Genomic DNA, 21,258 nt, shown 5'->3' with positions numbered 1-21,258 from the left:
ATACAATTTTAACTCTATGAATATAAAGAAAATAAATTACTGAACGACGTTTTATATTGTACTTGTGTCATAAAACCGTTCATAAAATGTGACTTAGATCACGCTGAAATCTCGATATTTCATGCTAACTTAGCGTCCCGTCTGAAGATGAAACATCTGATTCTATGTTTCATAAATGTAACTTCACCAAGTTGCACAGTGCTTCAATTTCGCAAGCAATAAAAAATATAAATTCAGAATCGTATTCATGAACTGTCACATAAATGGACGTTCCAGTTGCTTAGGGAATTGTTCGATTTGCTAAGCGTTATATACAGGAAATTACTATGAGTGTTACGAACGGATCTTTCTTAACTTCGCTGAATGACGCATTGAATGGCGTTATTGGTGCTGTTAATGGATTACTATGGGGCCAACTCCTTGTTTACTTACTGGTTGCAGTAGGTGTTTACTTCACTTTACGTCTGGGCTTCATTCAAATTCGTCAATTTGGTCACGCGGTCAGTGTTCTGAAAAGCGGTAAAGACGTTGATAACGGTATCAGCTCTTATCAGGTTTTCTGCACTTCAATGGCAGCTCGTGTGGGTACAGGTAACATGGCCGGTGTGGCTGTTGCCCTTGCGGCCGGTGGCCCTGGTGCGATCTTCTGGATGTGGCTGATCGCCCTGTTTGGTATGTCGACTGCCTTTATCGAATCCACACTGGCTCAGATCTACAAAACCAAAGATATCGACGGTCAGTACCGTGGTGGTCCGGCTTACTACATGGAAAAAGGCCTGGGTCAACGCTGGATGGGTACTCTGTTCTCAATCTGTCTGATCATTGCATTTGGTCTGGTGTTCAATGCCGTACAGGCTAACACCATCACGGATGCGCTGAGCCATTCATTTGGTTTCGACCAGACAATCATGGGGATGATCATCGTTGCTTTCTCTGCCTTCTTTATTATGGGTGGTCTGCGTAAAGTAGCGGCGGCATCAGCACGTATTGTGCCTGTGATGGCCATCGGTTACCTGGCAATTGCACTGCTGATTGTCATCATGAACCTGTCTGAACTGCCAGCAGCTCTGATGCTTATCGTGAAAAGCGCATTTGGCTGGCAGGAAGCGGCGGCCGGTGGTGTTGCTTACACCGTTGCACAAGCGATGCAAAGCGGTATTGCCCGTGGTCTGTTCTCGAATGAAGCCGGTATGGGTTCTGCTGCCAACGTTGCAGCGTCAGCGACACCAAACCCAAACCACCCTGCTTCTCAGGGCTTTGTTCAGATGCTGGGTGTGTTTGTTGATACCCTAGTTATCTGTACGGCTTCTGCTGCCATGATTATGCTTAGTGGCGTGATGAACCAGCCTGACGCAGCAACCGGTATCAGCCTGCTGCAACAGGCACTGAGCAGCGAGCTGGGTGACTGGACAACCTACTTCATGGCGGCAGCAATTATTCTGTTCTGTTTCACGTCTATCATCGCGAACTACAGCTATGCTGAAACCAACGTGATGTTCCTGAACGGTAACACGAAGAAAGGCCTGTTTATTTTCCGCCTGTGTGTACTGGCTATGGTAATGTTCGGCTCAGTGGCTTCGCTGCCTGTCGTATGGAACCTGGCAGATGCCTCGATGGGTATGATGGCTCTGGTCAATATCATTGCACTGGTACTCTTGTCTAAACTGGCGATCAAAGTTATCAAAGACTACGAAACCCAGCTGAAGCAAGGCAAAACGCCTGAGTTTGACCGCTCTAAATTCCCAGAGCTGGAAGAACTGGATGGCGCATGGCACCCGGAAGGCTCTGAGCCTGTCACCAGCACCAAATAATAGATTCATCGTTAATGAGCCGGCGACCACACCGGCTCTTTTTTATGCTAATTCCAGCCACAGCGATGAAACTTTGAGCTCCTGTTCAAGCTTGCGATATCTGTTATCCGGGATTGTCTCCTCTGACAGTCATTACCTTTACTCACGCTCTTCTCTTTTTCCACCCTACCGTTCTCAGGCTCTCAAGCTCTCAAGCTCTCAAGCTCTCAAGCAATCTGACCGGACTCAGTTCTTTCACGATTAAATCGCAGCGTACTCACTGCACACTCACTATCGGATAAATGTCCTTACAAGTCAGGACAATTCCCCGATTGCGGCAGCAAATCATCTCCGATATAGTCCCATCGCCAAAATTTCAGGCATTTTGCGAATTTAGCTACATTTTCGACGCTAAATTTTGCAATCAACCAGAAGAATAAGTGGGTATCTGATGCCGGCATCCCCGTCACTCAGGTAACACCCGCCGCTATAGGTAATACAATGACATTTTCAAAGCCTCTCATTTCTTTGTCTGTACTTCTCGCTCTGGCCGGTTGTCAGACCCAGTCACCATCGGATGCACCTTTTTCGTTGACTGTGGCACACATCAACGACACCCACTCTAACTTTGATCCGGTCAAATCGAGTTTCATGGCCAACGAGTTACGCGTCTACAACGAATTTGGCGGATACCCTCGCCTGCAAACGATGGCAGAACAATACCGTCAGGCAGCAGCGTCTGATAACCAGAGTTTTCTGTTTCTGCATGGAGGTGACGCCTGGCAGGGAAGCGGCTATTTCAAGCTGAATGAAGGGATGATGAACGCCGATTTGCTCAGCCGAATGGGCCTGGATGCGATGGCGCTGGGTAACCATGAATTTGACCTGAGCAACGACAAACTTAACCGTTTCATCGGCGAGGTCAACTTCCCGGTACTGGCCGCCAATGTGGATGCCAGTCAGGATCCTGACCTGCGTGACCAGACGAATCTGAAACCTTTTGTCGTCTTTGCTTATGACGGTTACAAAAAAACACCTGTGACAGATCTGGATAAACTGCCGGCAAATTCCAATCTGGTTGCGGTATTCGGTTTAGCCCTTGATGATATGCCTAATCTGGCACCTAACACCGGCAAAGTCGAATTTCATGATCTGGTGACCTCTGCGCAGGCAACGGTTGATTTCCTGCATGAGAAAGGCATCCGCAACATCATCGCCCTGACCCACATCGGCAACGCGGTAGATCTGGACGTGGCTGCAAAGGTTAACGGAATCGATCTGATTGTTGGTGGCCACTCTCACACGCTGCTGGGTGATTTCACTAACATCGGCCACGACCACAGTGGCACCTATGCGCAGATGGTTAACAATCCGAACGGCCAGAGTAAAACCTGTGTCGTCCAGGCCGGACAATACGCACAGGCTATCGGCCAGCTGAGCGTCAGTTTCGATCTCAACGGCAATGTGATTAGCTGCAAGGGTCATAACACCCTGCTCAGTAATGACACCTACTTCCACTCGCCTTTGCGTGAAACCACCAGCCAGTTCAGTGCAACAGAGGCTGACACGGTCAAAACCTTTATTGAAGGTGAAGATAACCTTGTTATCGCTGCAGAAGCAGCGGCAATGCGTCAGTTGATCGACAGCAAGTACAAGCCTGCGGTTGAGCAAGCATATGGCAAAGTGATTTCCCGCGTACCGGAAGAAATCAAACACGAGCGTCGTCCGGGTGATAAAGGCACGGATAAGCACGGCTCTGATGTCGCGCCTCTGATTGCCGAAGGTCAATACTACTGGGCTAATCTTCCAGCCGTTCAGGCCGTCACCGGTATGAAAGTGGATTTTGCCCTGATTGGTGCTGGCGGTATCCGTACAAACTTTGATGCCGGTGAATATCGCGAAGGCAACGTCTCACTTGAAATGCTGCCATTTTCAAACTTCATGTCTGTCGTACCAATCAAAGGTAAAGACGTGGTAACCCTGATTGAAGGTGCCGTTACGGCCACGCTGCCAGAAGGCTCACACGCAGGCAAATTCCCATATGGCGGTCATCTTCGTTACCAGTTCACCGAAACTGTGCCGCATAAAGCGGGGCGCGTTGATTATATCGAAGTCATGACAGGTACAGAGGATCAACCGATCTGGCAAGCCATTAATCCGGACCAAACCTACAATGTGGCGATCAATAATTACAATGCCAGCGGCAATGATGGCTGGACGCCACTGTTTACGGCACAACAACACCAGTCAGGCCGGGTGGATCTGGCATATGTCGACGGTAAGCTGACAGGCTTTAAAGTGCAGCGCATTGAGGCGGTAAACGGTAAGTACAACGTGCATTACGCCACTCAGGGGCCAGATTGCAAGGCCGCTAATACCCGTTGTAATACCGACGCCCAGGCAGTGATCGACTACATTGCAGATAAGAAACCAGTTTTGACGCCACTGAGCTACGAAGTGGTCACCCTGAATCGCGCGCTTTAAGATTAGTCGTTTATTCCACGGCGCTTTTTACCAAGCTTCTGATTACAGACTCCTTGTCAATAATCAGTCATGCGGAAGTGACTGAATAACCGCTTGAATTAGCTTATAAGACTTGTCGCATAGGCAACTCTGTTGAGCTGATTCCTAATAGCGCCCAAAGAAAAAAGGCTTTCATCATCTGAAAGCCTTTCTTTTTAACTGACGCCTGCCAGATTCACTCAGGGCGTTTTGTATGTCCGCTGCTTATCATGCAGATATGGGGCATAAACCCGCGCCATTTCATCATCAACGGCGATGATCTGCTCTTCCAGATGAGATAGTCGCCCGTCAATAAAGGATGTTACGACTACCCGTCCACTGCCCTGTTTCTCGGTCATAAAGAAATCTGAATAGGCATATTCGGAATAGTAGGTATCACTCTCAATGTCGTAACCTAATCCGGTACAGGACACCTGAATCGTCTTTGCCGCTGCCAGCGCAATAGTGTGCACTTCACAGTTCGGGTTACCCAGCGAGGCATCAACAATTTCTCTGCCCACAGAGTAATAGTTACCTTTATGCAGTTTGTTGTGAACTTGCTTGAGTTGCCGAATGTGCCTCAGCACCCGGTTCACCCGATCAATTTGCTGCTGATCCAGAAAAGCCACTTTGTTGCTTTTTATCGCATTCAGCCGAGATTCGAACTTCAGAATCTTATCAAACTGATGGCTGAACGAACGGCCAATACTCTCATAGTCATACATTTCGCCAACCAGTGCATTGGCACTGGCTGTCGCGATAAAAAATGTCGAACCCAATAGCATCCCTACCAAGGGTCGGACAAATGTATTCATTCTTGGCATCCCTGTCGTTATTAATGAGATAGTGACTTCGCACCACATTATGCAACACAATTGATAACAGAGTGCGTGAAGCGTCAAATTAATAGCAGATCGACGTCACATTTACGGCGATAAAATTATGTAAGCCCGTGATATAAGGCAAGTTTAGATGAGAATATAAACATCAAGAGGTTTTTCATCCGAGATGTGAGTGAGTCAGCAGAAGATGGGGATTACACCATGCCAATGAAGACAAATCATCCCGGTCTCTGTTCTACGGCCTTTGTGGAAGGAATCGTCAGTACAACTCCCATGTTCAATAAAAAAACAGCCAGCATAATGCTGGCTGTTTGCGTTCTACTTTGCTCAAATTACCTGTAGCACGTTTTACCCATCGCCCGGTTTGCTAAGGGCTATCAGTGCTGGACTTTACCATGCCCTTTTCCCGGCCATTGAGCACGTTTGCCGTAATCCAGCGTCACAATGATAGGATCGTGGTCTGAAGAAGAATAGATATTGTCAGATTTTTCTAACTCACCCGTGTACTTCTTGCCGTACTCAAACAGGTTACTCTCAGGGGCATTAATGTGCCATGCTTCGACCGCTGCCACTTTCTTCGCCAACGATGGGGTAACCAGAGCGTGATCCAGGCTACCCAGTTCACCTTCAAAGCTGTAACTGTAATCCGTTTTATGCTTCAGGTTAATCAGGCCATAGCCGCGTTCAATCAACTGCCCTTGCGCTTCATACTCTTTGCCGCCCAGTGTTGTGTGCGACGCGGTATAAATTTTGCCACCACGATCTTCAGGATCGAAGCTGGTCAGCGTCAGGATCGGATCCTCCATTCCGTATGAGTTCAGATCCCCCATTACCAGCACGTCTCCGTTCAGGTGACGAATTTCTTCGCCCAGCACTTTTGCTGCAGAAACCCGGAAGTTATTACAGCTACCCTGTACATCTTCTTTTTCAGCAAACTGCGTGTCATCTTCCCAACAGCTGGAACCCTTAGATTTAAAGTGGTTCACAATCACAGTCAGGTCATCTTTCGCACCCGGAATATTAAAGCGCTGCATCATCGCGTGACGCTGATAAGCACTCTTAGTAGCACCATCATTCAGCGGAGCATGCTGTTCAGGCATCTGAATCTGACGGGCATGATTTTTCGCCTTCACCTTATGATGACGGTAAATAATGCCAACTTTGATGGCATCTTCACCGAAATAGGCAACGTTTTCAAATCCCGGCGCATCTTTAAACGTCAGATCTGACTTACGGACTTTCACCGAGCGATAATGATCTTTCTTGTTTGGCTGCGCATCATTTAGCGCCTGAATCAATGATTGCAGCGCACTGTTTTCGTCAAAGCCGTTATTCTCCAGCTCCATCAGCGTGACGATATCGGCATCCATTGCAATAATGGCATTAACCAATTTCGCCTGTTGCATCGCAAACTCTTCAGTTGTCGGTGCTCCGCGATAGCATTTCGCACCAGGTGCAACCACGGCTTCCGTACAGGTTGCGTTCGGATTTCCTGATTCAGCAAAAGAGTTGAAATAGTTCAAGACATTGAAGCCAGCGACTTTCAGGCCGTTGACGTCTGCCGTCTGTGGTTCATCGTTTCGCTCGTTGGCTGTGGTGCGCAGCAAATCGCCGCTGGTAATGTGATTCGTTGCAACCAGACGGTACTCACCATAGCTGTAACCTACCATTGCCGTCAGCCCCGTCAGCTGATCACCGATTCGCAGATAGCCCGTTTCCGGATTGAAATTATTAAACCATGGCAGTACACCGTCCGCTGCTTTGAAGTCAGATTCCAGATACACCCGGCTGACCGCATTGTCCGCCGCCATTTGCAGAGCTTCTTGCGTTTCCGCCGCATACCAGTGGGTCGGGTTGTACAGCGGTGTATTATGAGCCAGCATCATGTTGTTACGGTATGACCCGTAATCAAAACTGAAGTTACGGGTCACTACCAGCGGACTGTCCTGATCCAGCAGAACCTGCATTCCTTCATGGCGCTCCAGCGCGTCATGCAGTGTTTCGCCTTCTCGAACACGAAAACGCACCGGAGACGGAATCGGGTAACCCTCTCCCAGCACAGCATATGCATTGTCCTGTACGTCCAGTTGGGTGTTCCCGTAATACTCTTTCACCTTCGCTTCGACGCACACTTCCGCGCCGGGCTGAATCTCAGCCGGAGCCGGGTTGCCGCCCAGATAAACGAAAATGCCGTCAGAGGTGGCTTCATCCCCATCGCCCTGGGCATCCTGCAGGTAGAAACCTTTGTACAAGCTTTCGCCACGAGCGGTAACAATGCCCTGCACAAAGTAAGTTTCCTCACTGTCAAAACGGCCGTCGGGCACTAACGGGCTGCGATTGCCACTTCCCTGTACTGCGTACACCGGCACCGCTTTATCTGGCTGACACTGGAACACAACCGGCGGCTCTGCTTCGCAAGCGTCCAGCCCGCGGCATCCCAGCCCGTCAAAGGTGTCTTTTGCCAGTACAACCCATTGGTCATTAACATCGAATGGGCTGTCGACCTCTGTACGCCCCGTGGTTACTGAAGGATCACGGCGCAATGTGACGTCTTTACCGAAGCTGATCGACTTGCCCAACTGGCCCAGACTGTCAATCAGTGTACCGTTTTCAAACAACGCCACTACGTCGTCGCCGTTGAATGCCAGTTGGCTGGTACCAAAATGCCCGGCCGCTTTTAGCTCTGCCGACGCACTGCTGTGGTAAACCACATAACTCTCGCCTTCAGCCAGTGTTACCGGTTGCAGGCTGATTGGCGCTCTGAAAGTGTCTGACCCGTTCACGGCAAGCTGTAGACTGTAGTCAGAAAGGTTAATCTCTGCCGCTGACAGGTTGGTCAGTTCAATGGCTTTATTATTACCGGAACCCTCGACATATTCCGTAATCATAAGCTGTGCCGACACCGGCGCACTCATTAATGCAAGTGCAATCGCACCGCTTAATGGTTTTAAAGGTCTCATCTTTTACTCCGTTAAAAAATACAAAAGCATCCTAGGCTTAACATATGAAGCCAGAATGACATTTTGCTAATCTGCTGTGCGCCACAATTATTGGTTACTTTTAAAAAAATTAAAAATCTGCCGTTTTTACAATGGTGTATGTTTTTCAGTATAAAAAGCCAAAAAATAAGCATTGATATTATTGTCATCGATTACATGACACCTTCGTGAACAAATTACTGATTAGATTTCTAATAGCAGCTTCATAGTTTTGAAAAAAATGCCCACTACTGTTTCTGACTGATTTAAATAATTGGACAGGACTGCACAAATAATGAAAAAAGTGAAATCTCTTCTGGCTCTTTCGCTGGCACTGGCTCTGACTGGTTGTAATTCATCAGATAATGACGATACCCAAGCCAAAGAAAGCAAAGCCCTCAACCTCACATTACTGCACATTAACGATCATCATTCCAAACTGGATGCAACTGACAACTTCACACTGCTATTGCAGGATAAGGAAACTCAGGTGTCACTGGGTGGTTTCCCTCGACTGGTTTCTAAAGTCAATGAGTTAGCCAGTCAGCATGAAAACGTCCTCAAACTTCACGCTGGTGATGCGATGACTGGCACCATGTATTACAGCCTGTTTCGTGAAGAGCTGCCGGATACCCTGATGATGAATCAGGTGTGTTTCGACGCTTTCGCTCTGGGTAACCATGAATTCGATGATGGGAATACACAGCTTTCCCATTTCATGGATAAACTGGCTGAAGGTAATTGCGGAACGCCAGTTCTGGCTGCAAATATTGAAGTACCGGAATCCAACCCGATCTTTAATAAATACCAGCCATACGTAATCAAAGAATTTAACGGCGAAAAAGTCGCCATTATCGGGCTGGATATCTCAGGAAAAACACAGGCCTCCTCTTCTCCTTCGGAAGATACGGTTTTTCTTGATGAAGTCGAAACGGCACAAAAATATATTGATCAACTTAAAGCTGACGGCATCAATAAAATCATTTTGCTCTCTCATTACACCTACAAGAATGATATTGCCATGGCAAAATCTCTGCGCGATGTGGATGTGATTGTGGGCGGTGACAGCCATACCTTACTGGGAAATAAAACTGTTCTTGAACCACTCGGTTTATTACCTTCCGGTGATTACCCAACTATCGTCAATAATGCCAGCGGCGATCAGGTATGTATTGTTCAGGCATGGGAAAATGCTAAAGCACTGGGAGAACTGTCCGTATCCTTCAATGCAGCCGGTCAGGTTACCGAATGTAGCGGTCACCCTCACCTGATGCTGGGTGATACTTTCCAGCGCGACAAACAGCCGGTTTCAGAAGCTGATAAAGCCCTTATCGAGACTCAGGTCGCCAATACTGCGGAGCTGAGCCTTGTTGACGCTGATGTAGCAACCGCCACTCTGCTCGACACTTACAAATCAAAAATTGACGAGAAAAAAGCGGAGATTATCGGTACCAGTCTCGACAACCTGTGTGCAGAACGCGTTCCGGGCCAGAACCACCCTCACGGGGATATTTGCCTCGCCAATTCACCGGAGCGGGATTTCCTCAATCAGCACGGCAGTGTCATGGCTAGCATTGTCTCAGAAGCTTTTAAAGCCATGTCACTTCGTTCTGATATTGCGATTCAGAACACCGGCGGCGTTCGTAACAGTATCCCTGCCGGTGACGTCAGCGTCGGCCACGCCTTCGATGTGCTGCCGTTTACCAACTTGTTGGTGAATCTGGATATGACCGGACAAGAGATCCTCAATACCATTGAAGATGCGATTGATAACGTGGTTGTCAACAATTCCACCGGCGCTTTTCCGGCCGCTGCAAATCTACGCTTTGACCTGGATATGACAGCCGCTAAAGGCAGTCGTATCAGCAATGTGGAGGTTCGCCGACGTAATGAGAGCGTCTGGTCTCCAATTCAGTTGGATGCCACATATGTCGTGGTAACCAATGATTTCATCGCCGCTGGCGGTGACCGTTATGACGCAATGGTGCCGGTGTACAATGACCCTGCACGTCGTGAAGATACCGGGTTGCTGTACACGGATTCGCTGATTAATTACATCAAGGCTATGACCGCTGCCAATCAGCCTCTGTCTCAGCCAGCAGCCTCAGAGATGATGGTACAGTCCTACACACCGCTGCCTTAAGCTGTCATTTCAGGTTTTAGCCCTTACAATCAGTCTGTTACCCCACAGCCGACAATTTTGTCGGCTGTGTTTGTTATGCCACGTTACATACCCGTTTCACAGGGTCAGCACTCACAACAACTTTTCTATTGTCGCGACAATCAATGGATCATCCGGCGTGGTACGACTGGAAAATACAGCCACGGCTTTACCATTTCTATCGACAATGTATTTAAAGAAGTTCCAGCTTGGAGCAACACCTGCGTCATTAGCCAGTTGCCTGAAAACCGGGTTCGCCTGCTCACCGGTAACATGGCTGCGTTCAAGCATGGTGAAGGTCACACCGTAATCGAGATAGCACACTTTGGCAGAATCCGCTTCACTGCCTCTGTCCTGCCGGAAATCATTCGACGGGAAACCAATGACAGACAGCCCTTGCTGACGATAACGCTGATGCAGCGCTTCCAGTTGTTCAAACTGAGGCGTGTAACCGCACTGACTGGCCGTATTCACGACCAACAACACCTTGCCACGGAACTGAGCGCACAGGTCAATCTCATCTGACGAATTGAGCTTTTTAAATTGATGGGACAATAACTTGCTGCATGTCTGTTGCTCAATCTTTGGCTGGTTTTCAGTAGCAGGTGAATACGTCTCTGCCAATACTGCACCTGAAATCACTGCAATCGAACCAAGCGCACCATACCTGAAGGCTATACCCCATAGATCATGGCCCCATAGAGCATGACGAAATAGAACATGACGCCATAAAGCAGTACACCTGAGAATCGTACGCGTAAGAACGGTACAAACAAGAACCTTACAACCCAGCCCAGTACGCCCCAATACGGTACAACCCAATACACCACGTCCTAATCGTGCCATCCCCTCCAGCAATCGCCCGCTGACAAGCTTGACTAACTGTCCGTGAGTACGTGCAGTTCTCTGACTTAACAGTAACCATTGGCATTGCTCAAACAACCCTATTTTCATCGACATCCTCCTGCTCACGATCATTGATCAACCAGCCCTGTCTGCGAACGCCCATTTTCTGATGCCAGAGATACTGATACCCGAGTGACAGATACCAGAGTTACGGATAGGCTCATAGGCAGAATGTTTGTGAATCTCTGACAAGGCATACGCTGCCCCGTACAAATGTGATCATAATTCATACAGTCAGGTGTGACTGACTTTCACCTTGCTCCCCCCTCCAGTACACTGACGCCCCACAACCACTTGCTGAACGCCTGAGGACACCATTGATGCAACAAGTAAACATCATTCCTAACCCGGAAATTGCCATTATTTTCAAAGACTGGGCAAATGACTGGGCGAAAGAAAGCGACCCAAGCAAAAAAGACATGGCGACAAAGTTTTTCACTGTCTACAAGCTTGCCGCTGAAATGTTTATCAAAGGCGGTGAGGTCGATATCCAGTTTCTGTCTGCTCTGTTTGAAGACTGTAAACAAAAACTGGAGCACGCTCAGGAAATGAATGAAAAAGTCCGCTCCGCGCTGGGTGATGACACAGAACGTGCCGAAGCTATCATCAAGAAGATTACCCATACCGCACAAGACGCGGCTCACGTTGTCCGCTATCTGGGCTCTTTGCTGCAGCCAACCCAGAAATCCTGAGGGTTTTGTCGCCGGCCTGTTTGCACGTCACACAGCAACAGACCCAAACATGACACCTACACTGTTTATGTCAGCAGACAAAGAACGCCAGGCAGTAGCCTGGCGTTTGTCTTTATTGACGCAGGTTGTAGCTCATTCCAATTGTTCTCGACCTTTTGCTTATCTGAAACCAAGCATTCATAACCCACAACTCAAAATAGAAACTCAGGCAGGCAACAAAGACACACAACTCAAGGCGCTACAGAGCTATTCACCAGACTATCACGGTCATGCAGGCGCTCCAGCGCTTGTACCCTTCGCCACTGTTTTCTGGCAAAAAAAGACTCGCGCAGCCGCCCTATCTGCAGCTGCTTATCCGATTCAGAGAGCCCCTGTGTAGCAAGCATCTCCTGTCGTTCCGCCAGATACGCTGTCAGATGATCATTAAAGGTTTCTCTGGACCGATCCAAATCAGCCAGCCTTTCAGCTGCGGCTTCCCCCACCAGCGCCGAACGCAAGATATAACGTTCCTGCTCCGGCAGGGCTTGCCCCGATGTCAGCTGAGACGCCAGACTGACATTTCTCTCAGCCTGCTGAATATAGTCCGGCTGACCAGCCAACAGCACCTGTGCCCTATCGCCAGCCTCTTCATCATCCATTGCCGAGGAAGCTATTTGCCGTTTATCAATAGCCAACTGACGCAAGCGGTTTTCATCAGCAAACAACATCTCAGACTCATCACCCGTAAAATAGCGCGCCTGCAAGTCAAGAATTTGCTGATGGAGCTGGCGCAAAGCGTCTACACCGACAGCCTCAGTACTCATGGGCACGACATCAACTGATTCAATTTCGGCAATAATTGGCTCTGTGACAGACGACGGAGAGGAAGCGGGTAACGACATATCTGCCAGCGCCCTTTTGTACGCGACATATTGATCAAACAGCCTCATCACGTCTGCTGTCGGCAGCGCTCCAGGGGGCAAGGTGGTGTCTATATACTGCTGCAGAGCCTCGCGAACCCTCGTAAGATCCGACTCACCCAATCCGGACAGCAGATAGTCAAACAACGCCTTGTAAGAGGCAGTGTCAACCAAAGTGTTAAGCTGTGAAGGCACTTGTGCCACCGGCAGATTCAAGGCTTCTGCTACAGATGTCTCAGCTGAGGTTTCTCCTACCTTAGCAAAACCAAGAACGGCGCCTTCCTGGTTATCGGAGGCGTAAGAGGGTTCAGCCTGGTACGGCAATAAAGCCTGGCTGTTAAGCGCGCTTTGGTAGCCAGCAAAAGACAAAGCCGCAACTCCCGCACATAACAACACCCCAAGCCTGCTCTTAATTTGCGCTTTTGCGTTCCCAGCTTGATTCTGCACATGCCGATTCTTCAAAGCCAAATCCTGCAAATACGATGGCCTGACAGCCAGTTTTCGGGTGGCCTCACCGACACGGCCACCCCAACCTAAAGATTGACGATGTTTCACCATCACATCCCCCCTTACAAACCTTGTAACTTCAGGCGGTTTGCATGCTGGCGATACAACGTCACCGGATCAGTTTCAAACAGATGATGAATACCCAACAGGCCGTTGATTTCATCCAGATGATTCATTTTGTAATCATCGCGAATGACTTTGCCTAAGTGCGCACTACACACCCCAACCAGCCCGTCACTCGGTCCATCAAACACCCAGCCGAGCATCGTCATGGCTCCATCTGTCGGGTCAAGCACATTAGTAAATGTTGCAGATCCCGTCCAGGAGTAGTAATACACCCCATTGTCAGCCAGAAATTGGCCATCACCACAATCGCTGGTAGGTACACCTTCCGGATAGTCACGATTAAACGCCAGTGATCCAGCAGTTGTCAGCGCCTCCAGTGAAGCCAGAGGATCTTGCTCAAGATTATGGCCGCCTGACAACAACCCAATTAAGGTAGTCAATCCTTCAGCCATTTTTACAGCAACGCCTTCTGATATAGAGCCCGGCGGCACAGCCCCTCTAAGCACATCCGCCACACGAGATCCTTTATGAACGCCACCCACACTGGTGACCGACGCAACAAGATCCGGGCGTACAGACGCCACATACCGGGCCGTTGGGCCACCGTGACTATGGCCGATCAGGTTGACCTTCTCTGATCCGGTCGCGGCCAGCAGATTTTCGACCTGCGCTAATAGTTGCTCCCCCCTGGCTTCTGTACTGTTTGTTGCTGATACCTGTGCAACAAATACAGCCGCACCATCTTTGGTCAACGAATGGGGAATGCCGTAGAAATAATCTACGCCGGCCAGGCTATCAAAGCCAAATAAGCCATGAACCAATACAATAGGGTATTTCGTTGCGGTATAACCAGATAGTTCCAATGAGGATGCGCTGGCTGACGCAAAAACGGGGGCAGAGGCAGCACTACCTGCCAACATGGCAGAGATGATGATTGTTTTAAGTTTCACGTTATTTTCCTTTTAATTACAGACGCTTTTAAAAGGTAGATGAACAAATAACGTGCAATCACGGGAACATTTAAGCTGAATGAATAACTGTGAACTCTGGCTCCATATCAACATTTTGATGTAACTCTCAATAAGACAGGTCACGCAAAAGTAGATACCGAGCCATATCCCATCAATATGCCATTAGTTGCAATAAAATTTTGACATAAATCCGACAATTCTTTTTTTAAACTAGGTAATACTAAATAAAAAAGTACAAATGTCGCTAAGGAGAAAGTGATGGACCAAGCAATCGGGCTAAGAAAGATTTTTGCCAGAAAACACTACATCAGTCGTGTTCGTTCCTGTCAGAAAAAAATTCGCCAGGCTATTTCAAGAGGTAAAACGCAAGAGGTTCCTTCTCTGCTTGCGCAACTGGAAATCATGCAGCGAAATCTTGAAGCGACCTATCAGTCGTAGTCATCAGTCGTGGTTAATAGTACAACGTTGTCTGTATATACCTGGGAAGCAAGCTATCGTCCGTCAAGATGAGATGCGGGGGCTGTATCGCCTATGGCATTAACAGCGCCATAAGACGCCATTCTATCATGACCTACCGGTGATTGACTTCACGATGACGACGCTGGTCAACACAGCAATATCGGCATTTTCCATTGGTCATAAAACCCGTGGGTAAATAGCACTGACAACGACGACAGCTTGTGAACTGCTGATCACAGAGCAGGCTTAGCATCGTGTTGATCGCCTCGATGACCTGCGCACGCTCATATCTGGCATAGGTTTGCCATTCAGGTTCAGGATCAGCATTGGGATAATAAACCGGATAACACACCTGCAGCGTAATGGGTTTAAAGTTCTGGTCGCGACATACCCTTTCAACATCCGGTTCATCACAGTCATTAAAAAAGTTGATAGGCTGTAATGACCGCATTCGAATATACGCACACGGATTCTGAAGCTGCGACAGCTCCAGATAATCGAACCGCTCAATACCGTGGCTAATCACTATACTTTCGACATACACCAGCACACCCTGTACCAGGTGATCATCTAAACATACAGCCCCTTTCGTCAGAGCATGATGAATCGTTGTGAGTTGCGCGTTCGTGAAAACCACGTAAGGTGTACCTGTCTATCGTTGTTTTTGTCGTTTGATTGAGCGAGCACCATACTGGTGCCGGAAGGGATAATACGTTTTAGCCGCGGAGTATTGTCCACACTCCAAACAGGATTTCACCTTTAATTTTATATTTAATTGTATTTGTTTGGCGTTTTATTCTTCAACTCTGCCTCGACACAGGTTGCAATCCAACAGTCAAACAATTGTATTTATTGCATTTTTACTGGAATAGAAAGCAACAATCAGGCACACAACTGAACAAAAAAACTTAAAAATAATATTGCAATAGACTCGAATCAGTTTTCCGGACTCTATATGGTTAAGTCATGTTGTTGGTCTGACCTGACATGCATTGTCCGCATTGGTCTAACGTCAGTTTCAAACAAAACAAGATCGAGAAGAGTAAAGTATCACTCTAACTTTCACAAAAATTATGTGGGGTAGACACTAGCAGCAACGACTTTTGAGGTGATAGCAGCATATACATAAACTCTATCAAGAAAAATCCACACAAGCCCCAGGGCTTTCATAAGACATTGAATAATTGAGTCTATTATTTAGCCACTTCAACATTAATACTGCCAAGAAAGCAGCGATTAACCTCAGAAATATCCCAAAAATCATACAACGCGGTTTATTAACACCCCAAATAGATTATATATTGCACAAAAAAAATAATTAGCTTTATTTTTTATTTAGTCTGACACCACGCTTCTGTAGCCTCTTCAATGTGAAATAATTGTACTTTACACATAACGTGGTATTTACCAGTCCTACGAATCTGACAACAAAAATTTCTTTGATAGAAAGTTTTCATGCTTGACTTGAAGAAATGTCTACCAATCAAATTTTCATCTTTTGGTAGTAATCCAACTCAACGCCAACCGTTATATTCATAAAAACATCAATAGTATATTCCAAACGCTCAGCATAAACGAAAGACTTTTCTGACGTAGTGTTTCTCTCTATTTTCTCGTAACCATATACGTACAACCGTATTGGGTTTCTTTCATATAAATGAAACTCTGAAGGGAATAAGTTCGCCCCTCCGCTATTATATAAAAATGCATAGGGTGCAGCTGGCTTAGTTGATAACTCTGTTTTAAGTGCGTTTTTTCGTCTAATCGTAACACTCTGATTTTCATTTAAAAATGATGGGCTAAAATGACTGATGTAAAGCCACCCGAAAAAATTGGGTTCTGAATCAATATTTGACTTGGGTGCATGGGGGTTCCAAACGACTTCAACGCCATCCTTATACCACTCAAAATGCTCACCATTTATCCCCATATATTCCAAAGTAATTATTTTATTAGGTACATTTTCTGATTCGTCAGAAAATGATTTACTACTGAAAAGAAATAGGAAGACAAGGCAAGATAGCCAATATTTTACCATTTATATCAATCCTTGATAGCAACTCAACCAATATGACACAGCACACTTATTCCGATCGCGCTAAGGTTATCTCTATAAAGTTTGAAAAACAAGCCAAATAAACTGAAATTTAACCTTGGGGGGAGTTGCATTCTGCTCAAATATGTAGCATGAATTACAATGGACTGGTAATAAGGCCGTTTAGAGATTGAAATTCTCGCACTCAGCAACCTCTTCTTCCTACAAATCACTTTCAAGTTCTACTTATCAAGCATCTCAAAAATGATTGTAGGTTCATTAAATTCTATAAGCTAAGTTTACTAACCAATATCTCGCTTTTAGCTCTTATCAACATAAACTTAATACGGCATAGTACAAAAATAAGTCAAAAATAACCGCAATTTTTCGCTTAATAACCAGATAATTATCCAACCCAGGGTTACAAAAGTTACGAAAGTGCGACATAGTTACATAATTGAAGTTCTCAATTTCTGCCTGTGTACAAGTTGTTAAACTACCCCCGAAATCACAACAATGAATTACACAGGTGAACTATGTTTTCCAATAACACCATGTCTTTAAAAGACAAACGCATGATGAACATCATCTTTGCGCTGTCTGCAGCGGTGATCCTTCTGGCAACAGTTCAGAACAATATGCCAACAGGAATAATCGGTGCAATCGGTATTATGGCCGTCGTGGGTTATATTCTGAACGTTGCCGGTGACAAAACACCGATCGTTAACCAATTCTTCGGTGGCGGTGCCATTGTCATTATTTTTGGCTCATCCTACATTTTCCACAGTGGCCTGATTCCGCAAGAAACCGCAGAATCCATCACTTCTTTTGTTAAAGGCGGTGGCTTCCTTTCTTTCTTCATTGCCAGCCTGGTAACCGGTTCTATTCTGGGCATGGACACAAACGTCCTGAAAAAAGCAGCCCTGAAATACATCCCGGTGATTTTAGGTGGTGTTGCCGTTGCCTTCCTGTTTGCCGGTATTGCCGGTTCACTGCTGGGCCACGGCTTCATGGACTCAGTCATGCTTATTGCTCTGCCAATTATGGGTGGCGGCATGGGTGCAGGTGCGGTTCCACTGGTTGAAATTATGTCTGGTAACACAGGCATGTCAGCAGAGATGCTGATGTCTAAAATGGTACCGGCACTGGCCATTGGTAATGCTCTGGCCATCGTGATGGCAGGTATGCTGGATAAAGTCGGTAACATGTTCCCGTCTCTGACCGGTAACGGCCAGCTGATGCGCGGCGCTGCGGAACCAAAAGCGGAAGAAGAAAACGAGCAGCCAATTTCTATCAATGTGCTGGGTATCGGTGCACTGATGGCGATCACTATGTACTACGTTGGCTCAATGCTGAGTACGGTGATCAGCATGCACACTTACGCACTGATGATCATTTTCGTGGCACTGGTTAAAGTGGCAGGTCTGATGCCTCGTGAACTGGAACGTGCAGCACACGGTTGGTATAAGTTCGTGGTCGACAACCTGACACCGGCGCTACTGGTTGGTATCGGCGTTGCTTACACTGACCTGAACCAGATTCTTGATTCACTGACACTGGTTTACTTCCTGATGGTGTTCGCAACTGTACTGGGTGCCGTAGTCGGTACCGCCATCATCGGTCGTCTGATGGGCTTTAACCCAATCGAAGCTTCTATCACTGCTGGCCTGTGTATGGCTAACATGGGTGGTACGGGTGACGTAGCGGTACTGGCAGCCAGTAAGCGTATGGAGCTGATGCCGTTTGCTCAGATTTCATCCCGTATCGGCGGTGCTTTCATGCTGATTCTGGCAACCATGATTCTCGAATTGCTGTAAACGGCATCAAGAACTCTGAGAGCAGAAATCTTTGCTGCAACAAGCAAACTCAGCAGCAATATGCTTTCGCGCCAGACATGCCGGGCTCTTGCCCGGCATTTTATTGCCAATATAGGCTTGTTCCAAATACCGCCGATTAAATGCGGATTCAGGTTAAGCCGTACCCTTCCTGATAAAGAACACGTTATACTGGCTGGCTTAACGCGAAACGCTGCTTCCGGATAACAACATCATGAAACTGAAGAGCTACCTTGCCCTTTCTACTGTCGCTACCACCTCCACCATTGTCGTCGTGGTGACAACGGTCATTTTCTACTTGCTGCAGAATGCGCATATCGCGGGTATTCAGGATCGCGGTCTGGAACTGGCGCGGGTACTCGCGCACGATCCCGTGGTGATTGAGGCTGTACAGGCCAAAAACCACCAGCAGCCTTTCGCCCTCCAAACTTATATTGAATCGATTCGCAGTAAAACTGACGCCTCATTTATCGTTGTTACAGATAATCACGCCCTGCGTCTGACTCACCCTGATCCCAGTAAAATAGGACTGCCTTTTCGCGGTGAGGATATTACCCCGGCCTTAACTGAAGGCATCGACCATACCAGTATCGCCAGTGGCACCCTGGGTAAAGCTATACGTAACTTCACGCCGATTGTGGCGGACGGGAAAGTGATTGGCGTGGTCAGCATTGGCTACCTGTATGACCGCAGTATCAGCATTCTGCTGGAGCAGTTTGGCCAGTTGGGCAGCCTGATTACGCTGGTGTACCTGATTGGCATCAGCCTAACCGCCACCTTCGTGTTTAAAATGAAGCGGACATTTCTTGACTACGAACCAGAGGTTATCGTCAATAAGTTCCGTGAGCACGAAATGATCCTGAACAGTATCCGCGACGCGATCATTGCCGTGGATACTGACATGCGCATCACCACCGTCAACCACAGTGCCAGTAAAATGCTGTCTATGGGCATTTTTGGCCGCGAAGATTTTATCGGTAAACCCCTGTCCCAGTATTCCGCATCACTCAGCCATCTGGTGCTATGCAGCCAGCAGACATCGGCCGAAGCAACATGTGTAAAAGACACATTCAATATGGGCAAACACGCCTATCACGCCGATATCTACCCTATCACGACAACAAAAGGTACTCAGGGCCATGTGATCGTGTTCTTCGCCAATCTGGAACAACGTGAACTGGCCAGTGAGGTGACTTATCTGAAGAACTATACCGAGTTGTTACGTAGCAAAACGCATGAGTATTCCAATAAGCTCAATGTTCTGTCCGGCATGCTACAAATTGGCCACCATGACGAAGCGGTGGAGTTCATCCAGCAGGAAACCGACAGCTACCAGTCAATCATCCGCAGTATCGTCACTACGGTGCAAGACAGTGCAGTCGCCGGACTGTTACTGGCAAAATTTAATAAAGCGAAAGATCTCGGGGTAACTTTCAGTCTGGATGAAGACAGTAGCCTGAACAGCTACGAAAAAGCGCTGTCAGATAAGTTTGTCACTATCTTAGGGAACCTGATCGATAATGCCCTGCTGGCCGCCTGGCAGAACCGCGATCAGCAGCCGGCGACCGTTCAGTTGTATCTGAGTGACCGGAGCCAGCACATCATTATGGAGGTACAGGATAGCGGTGCCGGTGTGCCGGAAAACATCCATGACCACATTCTGGAGTTTGGGATCAGCAGCAAGGATGATGAACAACAAAATGGCGTCGGCCTCTATCTGGTCAGTCAACTTGTAGAGTATTTTCACGGTAGTATCGATTGGGAGCGGACCGAACATCACACTACCCTGTTTAGCGTTTATCTGGATAAGAACATACAATGACAAAAATTACCGTCATGCTGATTGAGGATGACCTCCGCGCCAGTTACACCCTGGAGTCAACCATCAATCAGCATCCACAATTTACTGTAATTGCCGCCAGTGAAAGCTATGCCGACGCCGTGCGGCAGTTTGAGATGTACCGTCCTGAGTTGATTTTTGTCGACATCACCCTGCCGGACGGCAACGGATTAGAAGTAGTACGACTGCTGCGCGAGCGTCAGGCCAGTTGCCATTTCATTATGACCACCGCCGAGCGAGAAATCGCCACCATCGAAAAGGCCGTGCAGCTCGGCGTGATGGATTATCTGGTCAAACCGATTCGAATTTCCCGGGTCAATCAAGCGCTGGAGGATTTTCTTCGCTACAGAGAAAAACTGACAGCGGCCACCACGCTTGATCAGACGGACATTGACCAGTTACTCCGGAAATGTCCGGCGGCTCCCATCCGTCAGACTCCCAAAGGCATTGATGCCACGACCCTGGCCAACCTGAAAGCGATTTTGCGTAACGAACAAATGGATGATTTTTCAGCCGAAGACATTGGCCAGCGTATGAATGTCAGCCGAATCACGGCCCGACGTTATCTGGAATATCTGGAAACCGAAGGGATGATCCGCTTGGTGCTGAACTATAAAACCGGTGGCCGCCCGCAACGCCGTTATCAGTTAGTGCAAGGGCTTTAGAGACAGCGTAAAAACAGATTAAACTTGGAATGGAGCTAATCGAGAGCAGCCCCTGAACCAACCTCATCCCGTCATCCGAGCAGGAGATGTGTTTGTCTCCTGCTCTCATC

The 21,258-nt window shown here is 47.6% G+C and carries 15 protein-coding genes; 8 read left to right on the top strand and 7 right to left on the bottom strand.

The window, feature by feature from the left end; all coding sequences use genetic code 11:
* Nucleotides 1-326: 326 nt before the first annotated feature.
* Nucleotides 327-1,811 carry an alanine/glycine:cation symporter family protein gene (locus FH974_RS07375; RefSeq protein WP_207103629.1) on the top strand — a complete coding sequence of 495 codons (1,485 nt, stop codon included), beginning with the start codon at nucleotides 327-329 and terminating at the stop codon, nucleotides 1,809-1,811.
* A 480-nt stretch (nucleotides 1,812-2,291) separates the two neighbouring features.
* Nucleotides 2,292-4,274 (top strand): bifunctional metallophosphatase/5'-nucleotidase, encoded by a 1,983-nt coding sequence (locus FH974_RS07370; protein ID WP_047885370.1) that lies wholly within the window; start codon nucleotides 2,292-2,294, stop codon nucleotides 4,272-4,274.
* A 218-nt stretch (nucleotides 4,275-4,492) separates the two neighbouring features.
* On the opposite strand, the gene FH974_RS07365 is transcribed toward FH974_RS07370, so the two are convergent.
* The gene (locus FH974_RS07365) at nucleotides 4,493-5,107 is read right to left on the bottom strand and encodes a hypothetical protein (RefSeq protein WP_146149693.1); all 615 of its coding nucleotides are present in this window, start codon (nucleotides 5,105-5,107) and stop codon (nucleotides 4,493-4,495) included.
* Nucleotides 5,108-5,511: 404 nt separating this feature from the next.
* Nucleotides 5,512-8,094 (bottom strand): ExeM/NucH family extracellular endonuclease, encoded by a 2,583-nt coding sequence (locus FH974_RS07360; protein ID WP_207103628.1) that lies wholly within the window; start codon nucleotides 8,092-8,094, stop codon nucleotides 5,512-5,514.
* A 313-nt stretch (nucleotides 8,095-8,407) separates the two neighbouring features.
* Here FH974_RS07360 and FH974_RS07355 point away from each other — a divergent pair, with 313 nt between their 5' ends.
* Complete coding sequence (locus FH974_RS07355; protein ID WP_053061826.1) at nucleotides 8,408-10,255, top strand: bifunctional metallophosphatase/5'-nucleotidase; 1,848 nt, start codon at nucleotides 8,408-8,410, stop codon at nucleotides 10,253-10,255.
* Nucleotides 10,256-10,366: 111 nt separating this feature from the next.
* On the opposite strand, the gene FH974_RS26160 is transcribed toward FH974_RS07355, so the two are convergent.
* Nucleotides 10,367-10,912, bottom strand: coding sequence for a glutathione peroxidase (locus tag FH974_RS26160; protein ID WP_422894362.1), 546 nt, complete (start codon nucleotides 10,910-10,912; stop codon nucleotides 10,367-10,369).
* Between the two features lie 587 nt (nucleotides 10,913-11,499).
* Between FH974_RS26160 and FH974_RS07345 the strand changes: the two genes are divergently transcribed.
* Complete coding sequence (locus FH974_RS07345; protein WP_047885367.1) at nucleotides 11,500-11,871, top strand: hypothetical protein; 372 nt, start codon at nucleotides 11,500-11,502, stop codon at nucleotides 11,869-11,871.
* Between the two features lie 230 nt (nucleotides 11,872-12,101).
* On the opposite strand, the gene FH974_RS07340 is transcribed toward FH974_RS07345, so the two are convergent.
* Together FH974_RS07340 and FH974_RS07335 are read right to left on the bottom strand one after the other, a co-directional pair.
* A complete protein-coding gene (locus FH974_RS07340) occupies nucleotides 12,102-13,328 on the bottom strand; it encodes a lipase secretion chaperone (RefSeq protein ID WP_053061825.1) in 1,227 nt (408 codons plus the stop codon).
* A gap of 11 nt (nucleotides 13,329-13,339) precedes the next feature.
* Nucleotides 13,340-14,263: an esterase/lipase family protein gene (locus FH974_RS07335; RefSeq protein ID WP_047885449.1), complete on the bottom strand. Its 924-nt coding sequence runs from the start codon at nucleotides 14,261-14,263 to the stop codon at nucleotides 13,340-13,342.
* 309 nt (nucleotides 14,264-14,572) lie between these two features.
* Here FH974_RS07335 and FH974_RS07330 point away from each other — a divergent pair, with 309 nt between their 5' ends.
* Nucleotides 14,573-14,752: a hypothetical protein gene (locus FH974_RS07330; protein ID WP_047885366.1), complete on the top strand. Its 180-nt coding sequence runs from the start codon at nucleotides 14,573-14,575 to the stop codon at nucleotides 14,750-14,752.
* 133 nt (nucleotides 14,753-14,885) lie between these two features.
* Here FH974_RS07330 and FH974_RS07325 read toward each other — a convergent pair whose 3' ends face one another.
* Together FH974_RS07325 and FH974_RS07320 are read right to left on the bottom strand one after the other, a co-directional pair.
* On the bottom strand, nucleotides 14,886-15,410 hold the full coding sequence (locus FH974_RS07325; RefSeq protein WP_047885365.1) for a hypothetical protein: 525 nt from the start codon (nucleotides 15,408-15,410) through the stop codon (nucleotides 14,886-14,888).
* 846 nt (nucleotides 15,411-16,256) lie between these two features.
* Nucleotides 16,257-16,811: a hypothetical protein gene (locus FH974_RS07320; protein WP_047885364.1), complete on the bottom strand. Its 555-nt coding sequence runs from the start codon at nucleotides 16,809-16,811 to the stop codon at nucleotides 16,257-16,259.
* A gap of 533 nt (nucleotides 16,812-17,344) precedes the next feature.
* Here FH974_RS07320 and FH974_RS07315 point away from each other — a divergent pair.
* From FH974_RS07315 to FH974_RS07305, 3 genes are all read left to right on the top strand, one after another.
* Complete coding sequence (locus tag FH974_RS07315; RefSeq protein WP_047885363.1) at nucleotides 17,345-18,625, top strand: 2-hydroxycarboxylate transporter family protein; 1,281 nt, start codon at nucleotides 17,345-17,347, stop codon at nucleotides 18,623-18,625.
* Between the two features lie 232 nt (nucleotides 18,626-18,857).
* The gene (locus FH974_RS07310; RefSeq protein WP_047885362.1) at nucleotides 18,858-20,465 is read left to right on the top strand and encodes an ATP-binding protein; all 1,608 of its coding nucleotides are present in this window, start codon (nucleotides 18,858-18,860) and stop codon (nucleotides 20,463-20,465) included.
* Entirely contained in the window at nucleotides 20,462-21,148 is a 687-nt protein-coding gene (locus FH974_RS07305) for a response regulator (protein WP_047885361.1), read from the top strand. The genes FH974_RS07310 and FH974_RS07305 overlap by 4 nt, the downstream gene beginning before the upstream one ends.
* Nucleotides 21,149-21,258 lie beyond the last annotated feature (110 nt).

Source organism: Photobacterium ganghwense, from assembly GCF_017329545.1.
Taxonomy (GTDB): domain Bacteria; phylum Pseudomonadota; class Gammaproteobacteria; order Enterobacterales; family Vibrionaceae; genus Photobacterium; species Photobacterium ganghwense.
Note: the sequence above shows the minus strand (reverse complement) of the source record. Positions and strands in the feature narration are given on the sequence as shown.

Excerpts from the sequence above, each read along its gene's own strand:
- FH974_RS07310 (WP_047885362.1), top strand. The coding sequence starts at position 18,858 with ATGAAACTGAAGAGCTACCTTGCCCTTTCTACTGTCGCTACCACCTCC.
- FH974_RS07335 (WP_047885449.1), bottom strand. The coding sequence starts at position 14,263 with ATGTTGGCAGGTAGTGCTGCCTCTGCCCCCGTTTTTGCGTCAGCCAGC.
- FH974_RS07375 (WP_207103629.1), top strand. The coding sequence starts at position 327 with ATGAGTGTTACGAACGGATCTTTCTTAACTTCGCTGAATGACGCATTG.
- FH974_RS07345 (WP_047885367.1), top strand. The coding sequence starts at position 11,500 with ATGCAACAAGTAAACATCATTCCTAACCCGGAAATTGCCATTATTTTC.
- FH974_RS07305 (WP_047885361.1), top strand. The coding sequence starts at position 20,462 with ATGACAAAAATTACCGTCATGCTGATTGAGGATGACCTCCGCGCCAGT.
- FH974_RS07315 (WP_047885363.1), top strand. The coding sequence starts at position 17,345 with ATGTTTTCCAATAACACCATGTCTTTAAAAGACAAACGCATGATGAAC.
- FH974_RS07340 (WP_053061825.1), bottom strand. The coding sequence starts at position 13,328 with ATGGTGAAACATCGTCAATCTTTAGGTTGGGGTGGCCGTGTCGGTGAG.
- FH974_RS07320 (WP_047885364.1), bottom strand. The coding sequence starts at position 16,811 with ATGGTAAAATATTGGCTATCTTGCCTTGTCTTCCTATTTCTTTTCAGT.
- FH974_RS07365 (WP_146149693.1), bottom strand. The coding sequence starts at position 5,107 with ATGAATACATTTGTCCGACCCTTGGTAGGGATGCTATTGGGTTCGACA.
- FH974_RS07355 (WP_053061826.1), top strand. The coding sequence starts at position 8,408 with ATGAAAAAAGTGAAATCTCTTCTGGCTCTTTCGCTGGCACTGGCTCTG.
- FH974_RS07330 (WP_047885366.1), top strand. The coding sequence starts at position 14,573 with ATGGACCAAGCAATCGGGCTAAGAAAGATTTTTGCCAGAAAACACTAC.
- FH974_RS07370 (WP_047885370.1), top strand. The coding sequence starts at position 2,292 with ATGACATTTTCAAAGCCTCTCATTTCTTTGTCTGTACTTCTCGCTCTG.
- FH974_RS07360 (WP_207103628.1), bottom strand. The coding sequence starts at position 8,094 with ATGAGACCTTTAAAACCATTAAGCGGTGCGATTGCACTTGCATTAATG.